Annotated in this window: 9 protein-coding genes and 1 pseudogene; 3 read left to right on the top strand and 7 right to left on the bottom strand. The window is 67.9% G+C overall.

Annotated elements, in window-relative coordinates:
* Positions 1–224: 224 nt before the first annotated feature.
* Positions 225–404: a hypothetical protein gene (locus ACIA8E_RS39780; protein ID WP_399306529.1), complete on the bottom strand. Its 180-nt coding sequence runs from the start codon at positions 402–404 to the stop codon at positions 225–227.
* Between ACIA8E_RS39780 and ACIA8E_RS39785 the strand changes: the two are divergent.
* A pseudogene (locus ACIA8E_RS39785) lies at positions 336–739 on the top strand (type I-E CRISPR-associated protein Cas7/Cse4/CasC); the annotation flags it as partial. The gene ACIA8E_RS39780 and the pseudogene ACIA8E_RS39785 overlap by 69 nt on opposite strands.
* Here ACIA8E_RS39785 and ACIA8E_RS39790 read toward each other — a convergent pair.
* The 3 genes from ACIA8E_RS39790 to ACIA8E_RS39800 form a co-directional block, all read right to left on the bottom strand.
* On the bottom strand, positions 713–3,277 hold the full coding sequence (locus ACIA8E_RS39790) for a Helicase associated domain protein (RefSeq protein WP_399306532.1): 2,565 nt from the start codon (positions 3,275–3,277) through the stop codon (positions 713–715). The pseudogene ACIA8E_RS39785 and the gene ACIA8E_RS39790 sit on opposite strands and share 27 nt — an antisense overlap.
* Before the next feature lie 41 nt (positions 3,278–3,318).
* Positions 3,319–4,254 (bottom strand): DUF4145 domain-containing protein, encoded by a 936-nt coding sequence (locus ACIA8E_RS39795; protein WP_399306535.1) that lies wholly within the window; start codon positions 4,252–4,254, stop codon positions 3,319–3,321.
* Between the two features lie 116 nt (positions 4,255–4,370).
* Positions 4,371–4,613, bottom strand: a complete 243-nt coding sequence (locus tag ACIA8E_RS39800; protein WP_399306538.1) for a hypothetical protein — start codon at positions 4,611–4,613, stop codon at positions 4,371–4,373.
* Between the two features lie 427 nt (positions 4,614–5,040).
* Here ACIA8E_RS39800 and ACIA8E_RS39805 point away from each other — a divergent pair, with 427 nt between their 5' ends.
* Positions 5,041–5,415 (top strand): hypothetical protein, encoded by a 375-nt coding sequence (locus ACIA8E_RS39805; RefSeq protein WP_399306541.1) that lies wholly within the window; start codon positions 5,041–5,043, stop codon positions 5,413–5,415.
* Positions 5,416–5,485: 70 nt separating this feature from the next.
* Here ACIA8E_RS39805 and ACIA8E_RS39810 read toward each other — a convergent pair whose 3' ends face one another.
* Positions 5,486–7,372, bottom strand: a complete 1,887-nt coding sequence (locus ACIA8E_RS39810) for a DNA/RNA helicase domain-containing protein (protein ID WP_399306544.1) — start codon at positions 7,370–7,372, stop codon at positions 5,486–5,488.
* Between the two features lie 332 nt (positions 7,373–7,704).
* Between ACIA8E_RS39810 and ACIA8E_RS39815 the strand changes: the two genes are divergently transcribed.
* The gene (locus ACIA8E_RS39815) at positions 7,705–8,670 is read left to right on the top strand and encodes a protein NO VEIN domain-containing protein (RefSeq protein WP_399306548.1); all 966 of its coding nucleotides are present in this window, start codon (positions 7,705–7,707) and stop codon (positions 8,668–8,670) included.
* Between the two features lie 66 nt (positions 8,671–8,736).
* Here the strand turns inward: ACIA8E_RS39815 and ACIA8E_RS39820 are convergent, their stop codons facing one another.
* Both ACIA8E_RS39820 and ACIA8E_RS39825 read right to left on the bottom strand, forming a co-directional pair.
* Positions 8,737–9,138 (bottom strand): DEAD/DEAH box helicase family protein, encoded by a 402-nt coding sequence (locus ACIA8E_RS39820; protein ID WP_399306551.1) that lies wholly within the window; start codon positions 9,136–9,138, stop codon positions 8,737–8,739.
* Entirely contained in the window at positions 9,132–9,551 is a 420-nt protein-coding gene (locus ACIA8E_RS39825) for a hypothetical protein (protein WP_399306554.1), read from the bottom strand. The genes ACIA8E_RS39820 and ACIA8E_RS39825 overlap by 7 nt, the downstream gene beginning before the upstream one ends.
* Positions 9,552–10,211: the final 660 nt, after the last annotated feature.

The following is a 10,211-nucleotide window of genomic DNA, read 5'->3' on the forward strand; positions in this document are numbered from 1 at the left end:
CTCCCCACCCCCCCCCCCCCCCCGCCCCCCCCCCCCCCCCGACCCCCCCCCCCCCCCCCCCCCCCCCCCCCCCCCCCCCCCCCCCCCCCCCCCCCCCCCCCCCCCCCCCCCCCCCCCGCCACTGCGTTACCCAAAGCTCTGTGAGTCGATTCACGGAGCCCTGTCCTACCCAACAGCCCACACCAGCCTGCGTCGCATGCTCCGCACGAGAACGCGCACCACGCCTATGCCAGCACTACCGCCTCGACGCCGGGCCACCACCCGGTCCAGCCTGAACGCCCCAAGCGCCGCGCGTCCTCAACGCCCTGACCGAGCAGATTCACGGGGACGGCGGCGCGCTGCGCGGCGGTGTGGTCGCGGACTCCGCCGACATCAACGTTGACGCCGCTGTCCAGGTCGCCCATGCCATCAGCGTTCACCGGGTCGAGAACGAGTCTGACTACTTCACGGCCGTCGACGACCACAACAAGGACACCGAGCCGGGCGCCGGAATGATCGGCACCGTCGACTTCAACTCAGCAACCCTCTACCGCTACGCAGCCGTCGGCGTCCATCAGCTGGCCGCCAACCTCGGCGAGGGGCTGCGCGAGGACGAGTCACGCACCACCCCGGTGCGCCGCGCCGTCGAAGCGTTCGTCACCACACGCTCCCTGACGCCGTGATCGTCAAACTTCGCACCAGTCGCCGTCCTGCCCCGTGCTCGTTCGTACAGCTAAACCCAGCGCATGCCGATCTGGGTGAGTTGCTCGATCCGCTCGGGCGTCAGCGACGCCGCCCGTGTGCGTTGGTTGCTCAACCAGGCCCCCAGCTTGATCTGCCGTGGTTCCTGGCTTTCACCGTCGCTGTCGGTCCCGCCGCTGCTGGTGATGGTTTCGGTGTGTTTGCGGGGGACCTGGAGGTGGCCTTCGCGTTGGTAGTACTGCTGGGCGGCGGTGAGGTGCATGGCCCACTTGTCGGCTTGGCTGGTGCGTGGCTTCGGTTTCTCGTTCTCGGTGGCGGGTGTGATTCCGAGGACGTGTTCGCACATCCACTGCTGCACCCCGGTCAGCTTCTCCCAGCCCAGCTGCTGTGCCTGGACCCACCGCCCCAGATCGTCGCCTTGGTGCACGATGTCGCCTGCTGTGGTGGGGAGGGTTCCGCCTGTGTCGAGGTGCAGACGGGTGAGGTGGAAGGCGCGTTGCCATGCCACTGGCCAGGTGGGGCACCAGGACGGGTCGATGTCCTCCAGCTGCTCGCGCCGTTCCTGTGACAGGGCCCCGGCGGTCGACGGCACCGGTAGGCCTTCGGTACGCCGTTGCTCGTTCTCTGTGGCTTTCCGGGCGGCGGCCCGCTGGTTCTTCAGCCAGATGCCGACCTTCGCGCCCTGGTGGGTGGCGTCGAGTGGGGCCAGGAGGTGGCCGTGTTCGGAGGCCCATCCGCGGGCAGCGGTGAGGCCTTCCTCCCAGGCGATGTCGTAGTGGGACCAGATCATGCCGAGCTTCTCCAGCTGGATGACGCGGTCTTGGTCCATGTCGCCGCGGGCGTGGAAGCGGCGGGCGTCGGCGGTCCATTGCCCGAGCGGGAAGTCGGCGAGGGAGGCCGGCCACACGAGCTCCCCTTCCCCTGCCGCGCTGCCCGGGGCTTCGTTCTCGGCGTCTGCTTTCCTTTCAGCGGGGACTCGGTAGGTGAATGGCACGCGCAGGTCCCCATGCAGCCGGTGGTAGATGACGGCGGCTTCGATGCCGCGTCGCCAGTGTTGGTGTTCGGGGTTGAGGACGCGGAGGTTGATGAACGCGGCCAGGGCGGCGGGGTCGCGGGGTGTGGAGAACTTCAGCAGGGCCTTGGCCGGACCGCTGACGCCCTCCCACGCTGCTCCCTGCTGCTCCTGGCCTTCGCCTTCACCGCCCAGCTCGCGGCCCTTGGGAGCACGGCTGGGGGCCTGCTGTTCCGCGAGGGCCTCCACGATCCGGGTGTCGTGTGCCCTGAGTGCTTCCAGCAGCTTGGCCAGTCCGCCGTACGCCCGGGACGTGAGCATGTTGTCCGCCGTCTCCCCAGGCCCCAGCAGTACGGGCACCACGAGGGACGCCGTCTTGCCCTCGCCGGGCTGCATGCGCAGTGCTCGTCCGACGGCTTGGACGAGGTCGGGCATGGAGCCGCGTACGTCCGCGAAGTACACGGAATCGCATCGGGCTGTGTCGACTCCTTCGCCGAGGACTTTCACGGACCCGAGGTAGCTCTTCTCGACCACGGTGCCGTCGCCTGCGATCCCGGTGGCGAATTCATCGAGGACCCGCCGTCGGTGGAGCGGCTTGTGCTCGCCGCACAGCCAGTTGGCCCAGATGGCCTTCGGGTACAGCTCGGGATCCGCGGCGTGCAGCTGCGCCGCGACGCCGGGCAGCCCTGCCGCGAAGGCCTCGGCCTCTTTCACCATGTGGTGGAACACGAGGGTGCGCCGAAACCCCTCTTCGGCCGACGCCTTGGCCAGGGCGGTCTGCAGGGCGGCGAGCCGGGCTCCGCGTACGGCCTCGGACCGGGCCTCGGCACCGAGCAGCTGCGCGGCCTGGAGCTGTGTGTCGGTGACGTCCACGCATACGACCTGGTAGGGGGAACAGATGCCCCGGTCGATCGCCGTCGAGAGCGTCAGTGTGTAGCAGCGGCTGCCGAACGGGCCGTTTGGGTCGTCGTCCATGCTCGCCACCAGTTCACCCGGCGCGCCTTGTTCCTGGTCCTCGTCTCCGAGCTGCCACAGCCGGGGGGTGGCCGTCATGTAGAGGCGGCGCAGGGCCGGGATTTTCTGGTTGTCGTGGACGACCGCCCACGGTTTCCCGATCCGCCCGGAGGTGCGGTGCGCCTCGTCGACGACGATCAGGTCCCAGCCGGGGAGGCCGGCGGCGTGTGCGCGCTCCAACGTGCCCAGGCCCAGGGAGGCGTACGTGGCGAACACGGTGACCTTGTCGAACGGCCGGGTCCACTCCACCAGCTCGTCCACGTCCGTGGTGTTCGGGAAGGACACCTCCTCACCCCGCAGCGATGACACCCCGATCACCGGGCCCGTGCGGCCCCCCTCACGCCACGCGCCCTCGGTCTGGGCCAGCAGGTCCAGCGAGGGCACGAGCACCAGCACACGACCCGCACACAGCTCCTGCGCACTGCGCACCGCGACCAGGGTCTTCCCGGATCCGGTCGCCATGACGACCTGGGTCCGCAGCCCTCGCCCGGGCACGAGCGATTGCGCGGGCAGCTCGAGGACGCGGAGGACCGCGTCGACGGCTTCTCGCTGGTGGGGTCGTAGGTCCACGCCGGCTCTTCCTGTCGGTCTCGGGCTATGGGGCGTCTGGTTCAGGTGGCGTTGTAGGCGAGTTCGGCGAGCTGCAGGGCGTCGGCCAGGCTTGTCTTGTCGGTGAGGTCGACGCTGACGCGATACTCCCGATGGCCCGTGGCAAGGATGCGGGCGCTGGTGATGCCCAGCTCGTCAGAGATCAGAGAGCTGCGGGGGGGCCGGGTTCCGCGCTGCTGATTGATGCGGGTGGCGCGTTCCTTCAGCAGAGCGGGCCGTGTGTCGTACAGCAGCCGCAGGGCGTGCTCCAGGAGCTCGACCCCGTCGAGGACATCAGCGACGGACAGGGAGTCCTCGTGGCTGGCGTCGTTGCCTATCCACTTCACCGCTTCGAGCAGGTCGGCTTCTTCCGGGTGGCCGGCGGCGCGGAACTCCACGATTCGGCTGTGGGCCGTGAGCCGCTGTGTTCTGCCTTTGGCCGTCGTCGTGGTCCGGGGGATGTTTTGGTCGTCCAGGAGTGCTTCGGCTGCTGCTCGTACCCGGTTGCCCGCCGAACTCGGCTCCGCCCACAGGACGGTGGAGGCTGCCAGCAGTCGTTCCTCGATCGAAGCAGGGATCTCAAGGCGGGGTGTGGCAGTGAGGAGCCTGAGGGCGGGGAGGAAGAAGCGTGGGGTGAAGAGCGGCTCGTAGCTGCCCTCGTCCCAACGGTTCTCGTCATCTAGCTGTTCGACCAGTCTCCAGTCACCTGTGATCGCGACGTACTCACGGCACTGCGTGCGGCCGCAGACCAGCGCTCCATGGAACTGGCCATGGATCCAGTCGGGTTCCCAGTGGTCGTGCTTGCGCCAGTCCCTGCTCTCCCAGCTCTCCTCCTGGGCTAGGGCGTGCTGGTCGTCGGGGAGGCCGAGTTCTCCGCGAGCGCAGGAAGGACAGGGGATCGTGGGCCAGGCGCCATCGGTCCAGCCTCGTGCGATGGCTTTCAAGGCTTCTGTATCCACGGCTGCTCCTGATGCGCTCTGGTCGTTCAACAAGTTGCGGGGTGCACGACAGGACTGTGGGGCGTCGGAGGGTGCCGTCGTCAGATCCGGCCGGTCTGGAGCTGTGGGCTGGTGGTTCAGACGATGTGGACGCGTTCGGTGTTGCCGTTCTCGTCGCGCAGGAGGACCTCTTTTCCGTCGGCCATCTGCTGGGCGAGGAAGGCGTAGATCTGTACGGCCCGGTTGATGGTGTCGGTCTTGGACAGTCCGGTGATCCTCATGAGTGTGGTGACCGCCTGGGCGGCCACGGGGATGATGGTGACGGTGAAGCGTTCGTTCTCCGTACGTACGGCGTGAAGCTTGTCCGCTTCTCGGACCATGTCTCTCAGCCTCCTTCAAGTCGCGGGGAAGGCACCTGCTTGATGCCCGGGTCTCTTCATCATGACATCTCTGCATGCACCTGAGTGCCACCAATTTGGTGCGCAGCCAGGACGGTACAGGTGCGGCTTTAATGCTGGCCACTAGCGTGTAGCACCAATTTGGTGAGGATTCGGTGCAGGGCAGGTCTCTTGTTGTGTACTCTGTGGCCGCGGCAACCGTCGTGGAGTGCAGTCGATCAGAAGGGTTCAACATGCGGCTTCATCCAGGCCAGCGAATCAACGGGCGTCCTTGCAGAGCCCGTTACTCGGTCCTCTACGACACGTAGGGGCGAGCAGCTGGCTGGGAGTGACTGATCGAGCTGAGTCACGCGTCGATCCGCGGCGCGGGGGTTCGATCGTCACAGCGCGCGTGGAGGACCCAGCCCTGATGATCGACAGCACCGCACAGACCACCCTTCCCGACAATGGCGGCGAGCAGCCGTCGCCGCAGGCCGGGGTCCAGATCTGGACGACCCCCGTCGACCAGGAGGAAATGCCCAGCAGCGAAGCGCAGGTGGACATCGAGGTGTCCAAGGCGAAGTTCAAGGCCGGGATGCGTGTTCCGGGCCGCAACACCGGACAGATGATCAACGCGTCGACCCGTGTCCTGGGAATCATCGGCTCGGTGGCCGGCCCCCTCCTTGCGCTGAAGCTGTCCGTGGACCTGCCGATGCCCTGGCAGGGCATCTGGGCCCTGGCGCTGGTGATCGGGATCCTGCCCGTGGCCCACGTCCTTCTGGGCAACCGCCACGACAAGCGGTAGCCCTTAGCTGGACTACCTGTTTTCGAAGAAGCGCCGGACTTTTGTCCGGCGCCTTTTTCGCGTCCGCTGGTCAGTTGCTGGGCGTGGGTGCCGGATTGATGAGCTGGTCGAGGAAGTGCTGGGTGGTGGGGTCGGTGGTGTGGATGTGGGTGGTGTGGGTGCCGCGGGTGAGCAGGACGCGGTAGATGTTGAGGGCGTAGCGGAGGTATTGCTCTGGCGGCAGGTCGCGCAGGTCCTTGTCGTGGCTTTGGTCGGGGTGGGCTTCCCAGTGGTCGTTGTTCCAGGTGAGGTCGGGGCCGATCATGACGCCGCAGTGGTGGTACTCAAGGCCCTGGGCGGTGTAGATGCAGCCGATCTGCCGGTGGCCGCCGGTGTGGGTGGCCCAGAGCTGGCTGCGCGGAGCGAGCGGGTTGCCGTCGTTGTCGGTGAGGGTCTCGCGGGCGTTCCACGCCGCTTCCCAGACACGGGTTTTGCCGGTGGGGGAGGGGACGTCGATTCGGATGTCGAGTGGGAGCGTGGGAGTACGGGGGCGGTTGCGGGGCCAGGGCCAGCAGAACCCGGCGGTGGTACGGGCGCTGTGCCCGGCGGCGGTGGCCTGGTCGATCCACTCCTGCATCTGGAAGGGGTCATCGCACAGGCCGAGGTCGTAGCCGGCACGCCCCGTCCAGGGAACCGGCTCGCCGTACAGGAGGGCATCGACCCAGGCGGTGTAGGCCGCCGAGCCGGCGCAGCGGAACGATCCGGTGAGCTCCAGGTGGTGGTGCGCCCGCCCAAGGCGCCGGGCGGCCGTGCGGATCTCGTCGACGGTGGTGCCTTCGTCGGGGCGGATGATTTGCCGCTCGTCGAGGAAGATGACAGCCAGCGGAACGTGTTTCACCACTGCGACCAGTTCCGGCGGCAGCCCATCGGCGCCACCGCGTTTGATGCGCTGCGCCTCGTCGATGACGAGCGCGCCGGTCTGCTGCGCGGTGCTGCGCAGGGCGCCGATCGAGGGGAACAGTTCGCGGGCGGCGCTGTGGCCGCGCACGGCGTCCAGGAGGTGGGTGCGCAGGGTCCCGGACGGTGTGACGAAGCGGGGACGCGTCGCGGGGTGGTCGCGCATGAGGCGGCCGAGCAGCCGCACGGCGAGCGCGGTCTTGCCGCTACCAGGGCCGCCGCTCACGGTGATGACCGCACCGTCCCCCTTTCGCACCATGACTTCGCCGCGGGCGGGCAGGTGGCGGACCGCCGCGGCGCGGATCCGCACGAACGCGTCCTGCTGGTCACCCACCAGAGCGAAGGCGCTGGTGCCCTCCAGGTCCGAGCCGACATGGTCGAGCAGGCGGCTGGAGGGCTCCCACCGGATGCCCTCGAAAGCGGCCACCTGCGCGGCGTCCGGCGCGGCCAGGCCGTCGCTTCGCAAGAGGCCGACCAGGTCCTTTGCCGGGGCGGACAGGTCAGCACCGCTCAGGACCGGGATATCGGCGGCCACGGGAGCATCAGGACGCAGAACAGCCGCCTCCTCAGCACTCGCGTTGTGCAGCACCACCACCGCCCGCACATCCAGCTCCGGCGCCCCCTCGGGCCGCCAGTGCGTGAAGAAGCTCCGGTAGGCGGCGACCTGGAACACCGGATGGGCCGTCACCACCCCGTCGCTGCGCATGACCCGCTCCGCGTCCAGGACGCGGCAGGTCTGCCACTGCTTCAGCTCGACCACCACCAGGCCCAGCACCCCGTCCGGCCCGGCCCCGACCAGCAGCGCGTCCAGCCGCCGGCTGCCACCCGGCGTCCCGTACTCCAGGTACACCTGCAGATCCGACAGCCCCGCCCGCCCCAACGCCTCCAGGAGATGCGGCCAGCTGTTGCGCCAGCTGCGCACCTCGGCCTCACCCGGCACCCCGAACCCGGCCGCCGTATACCGGGCCGCGCACGCCTTAAGGAACGAAGGATCACCGACACGGGCTGCGATCTCACCCACCCGGCCAGCCGCCGCACACGCCATCCCCGCGGCCGCTGCGCCTGGCACGGGGCGTGGGGAGGGGACTGTGAGGTTGTCGGGCTCGGATGCTGTCGCAATCTGGTCGGACACGTGCTTTCCCCCGGGTTCTACGACACCCCACAGCCACCCCGCACCCTTAGCCGACTGGGCTGGTCCCTGGCCGTGACGTGCTCCGGACGGCGGAGCTGCCGGATTGTCAGTGGCCGTCTCTAGGCTGTGAGTTGTCGTCATCTGCTGGAACCTGACCCGCGCAGGCTACCAAACCAAATCCCTATCGACAGCTCTATAAGGGCATGCTTATGATCCCCTGCATGAAGAGTTCGACGTTCGTCATGATCCACGTGGGCCAGAGCACGGAGTCCCAGCGCAATCTCGAGCACGGCATCGAGACGCTCTCCTGGGGCTTCCCGGAGAAGAAGTCCGAATACGAGGACGGCCACCCTCGGTTCGCGCTCCTGGCCACCGGTGCCTCGCCGCGGGTCCAGCTCGAGAACTGGCTGCAGGACACCGCCACCCTCTACCTCTTCCAGGTCCGCGGCGGCTTCTACGAAGGCAGGTCCTGGCACTGGCCCGACGAGGAGGCAGAGCAGCGCCTGAAGTACCCCCAGCGCTTTGGCATCGAGCCCCTGGCCAAGCTCGAAAACGTTCCCCTGGGCCCGGAAGGCCCGCTCACCGAGGCCGGTAGCGACGCCCTTCGCCGCTCGGGCACCGACCGGGGCATAGGCAAGCTCGTCCAGATGCCTGCCCAGCGCCTCCTGGAGCTCGCCGGGATTCCCTTCGACCCCGACGAGCCCGAAGACGTTCCCCTGGACAAGTCACCGGGCTTCACGGCCGAGCAGGTCGAGGGCAAGAAGAAGCCCCAGCGCCGCCGCCGCGGCGCCGGCTACATCTCCGACCCCAAGAAGCGCAAAGCCATAGAACTGCACGCCGAGAACCACGCGGTTGCCCACTACGAGGACAAGGGCTGGACGGTCGAGAAACTGGGCAAACCCTACGACCTGCGCTGCACCCGCGGCACAGAGGAGCGCCACGTCGAGGTCAAGGGCACGACCGGGGCCCCGACGAGCGTGGAGCTGACCATCAATGAGGTGCTGCATGCCCGGGACAGGGACAACACCGTCGATCTCTACGTTGTCAGCGACATCAAGGTGGATACCCTCACCGACCCGTACACGGCCAGCGAGGGCACGGTCTCGCACTACACCGACTGGGAGCCGGCCGAGGAGGACCTGAGGCCCCGTAAGTACGAGTACCGGCTCCCAGGCTCAACCGGCTGAGCGTCTGGCTGCAGGGAGGCGGCCGAAGGCTGATGCCCGGTCACCTGTCCTGCGCTCAGGATCCTCTCACCATGACATCTCCCAACAGCCAGCCTGGCACGAACCGGTATCCGTGGTGTTGGGAAAGCCCGCCTCTTCTCCCTGCAGGGAAGGAACCCCGATCATCGGGCCCGTACGACCGCCCTCGCGCCACGCACCCTCGGTCTGCGCCAGCAGATCCAGCGAGGGCACGAGCACCAGCACACGGCCCGCACGCAGCTCCTGCGCGCTGCGCACCGCCACGAGAGTCTTCCCGGATCCGGTCGCCATGATTACCTGGGTCCGGAGCCCTCGCTCGGGCACAAGTGATCTTGCAGGAAATTCGAGAGCACGGATAACCGCGTCGACGGCCTCTCTCTGGTGCGGCCGAAGTGATTTCTTTTCCATCGAGGCGTCCTTCTCCGGAATCTCGCTGTCCGTCTCTACCACCCGTGCTCTTCCCTCAGCGCGGCTCGCTGCGCTTCGACGGCTGCAGCGAGACGGGCGTGCAGTTGGTCAAGGAAGCTCCAGAGGTCTTCTGCAGCGGTGCTGTAGCCGGTCTCGTCGAGGTCGTAGCAGTTGCCGGTGAGGGCGCCGGCGGTCAGGTGGTAGACGTATCCGGTGGTGTGACTGAGGGCGTACAGGCCTCCTCCGCCGTCTGTGGCGAACACCGACACTGTGTCATCAACGGCACCGGTAAGCCGGTTGGGGTAGCTGCCCGCCTCGATCTGGGCAGTGAGAGACGAGGCGTCATTGATCCAGATTCCGGTGCCGAGGTCAGGCAGCTCCACGGAGCCGAGGTGGGAGTAGTACTCCGGGAGCGGGCCGGCCACGCCCTGGTGGACCAAGGCCGCGGCAGACACCGCGCCTCCTCCGGCCGGGCTGGTACACACCGTGTGCTCCCCGGGCGGATACCCGTGGACCGCTTCGAAGCCGGCCACGAACTCTTCAGCAAGACGAGTCATTTCCATGCCCCAGTCATGCAGATCCATGAAGCTACTCACGTCTCTCACAGCTCCCACCAGTGGCCCCTTATAATTCCAGAGTCTATCAGCAAGTTATTTTGAAGCACAGAACTCAAAACAGAAGCCCCCCACTGATACACCGTCAACTCTGACCGTCAATAGCCCGAGCCCTCGTAGCCAGCTAGGCCCGCGCCAGCGGGCCCAGGGCCCTGGAGGCGCAGCCGAAGGGCCCGGGATGGGGGAGCGCAGCGGACACACCCTCAAGGGAGCGCGGAGCGCTCCCACACTTCGTCACAGAAGCTCCAGCAAGCAACAACTGACAGGCCGTCCGTCGAGCTTCCGCGAAGCCCCCACCTGCCCGCAACGCGGGCCGGCCCCCTGGGCTGCTGGAGCGCAGCGGAAGCAGCCCGCCCGGCTCAGCCGGGCAGCGGCGAGCGAAGCGAACCGCAGACTCCGTGAAACGGAGTCAACTCTGGTGCGAAGCACCAGAGTTCGCACGCGCGAAGCGCGTGCGGTTCGCTTGCACATCGCGCAGCGATGTGGTACCCGCTCCGCGGG

The sequence above is a fragment of the Streptomyces sp. NPDC051664 genome, assembly GCF_044453545.1.
Classification (GTDB): domain Bacteria; phylum Actinomycetota; class Actinomycetes; order Streptomycetales; family Streptomycetaceae; genus Streptomyces.

What these genes read in the sequence shown, in the direction of transcription:
- ACIA8E_RS39780 (WP_399306529.1), bottom strand. Translation starts at nt 404, where the DNA reads ATGGGCGACCTGGACAGCGGCGTCAACGTTGATGTCGGCGGAGTCCGC.
- ACIA8E_RS39800 (WP_399306538.1), bottom strand. Translation starts at nt 4,613, where the DNA reads ATGGTCCGAGAAGCGGACAAGCTTCACGCCGTACGTACGGAGAACGAA.
- ACIA8E_RS39805 (WP_399306541.1), top strand. Translation starts at nt 5,041, where the DNA reads ATGATCGACAGCACCGCACAGACCACCCTTCCCGACAATGGCGGCGAG.
- ACIA8E_RS39815 (WP_399306548.1), top strand. Translation starts at nt 7,705, where the DNA reads ATGAAGAGTTCGACGTTCGTCATGATCCACGTGGGCCAGAGCACGGAG.